Raw genomic sequence first — 356 nt, 5'->3', positions numbered from 1 at the left:
CCCTGCACCTCGACGGCCTTGCCGCTGTTGCGGTTGATCACACGCACGTAGCCATCGGATGACTGGGCGAGCCGGAACTGCTGGTTGGTGCCGTTGCCGTCGCTCCACTGCACGATCGCCGCACCGTCGGCGGTGGAGAAGTTGTAGACGTCGAGCACCTTGCTGGAGTTCCGCGACTTCAGCCGGTAGTAGCCCCCGCCCGAGTCGACGAACTGCCACTGCTGGTTCACGCCGTTGTTGCGCGTCCACTGGCTGATTCGCGCCCCGTCAGTGGTCGCGTTGGCGTACACGTCCAGGGCCTTGCCGCTGTTGCGATTCAGCAGGACGTACCAGGCACTGGTGTCCACCCCGGAGCC

1 protein-coding gene is annotated in these 356 nt (G+C 65.4%); it reads right to left on the bottom strand.

Annotated elements, in window-relative coordinates; translation table 11 throughout:
• Positions 1-356 (bottom strand): RICIN domain-containing protein (locus KBX34_RS33285; protein ID WP_210929020.1); only part of this gene is annotated, 356 nt, incomplete at both ends.

Origin of the sequence: Micromonospora sp. M61 (genome assembly GCF_018070245.1) — a bacterium.
Classification (GTDB): domain Bacteria; phylum Actinomycetota; class Actinomycetes; order Mycobacteriales; family Micromonosporaceae; genus Micromonospora; species Micromonospora zamorensis.
Note: the sequence above shows the minus strand (reverse complement) of the source record. Positions and strands in the feature narration are given on the sequence as shown.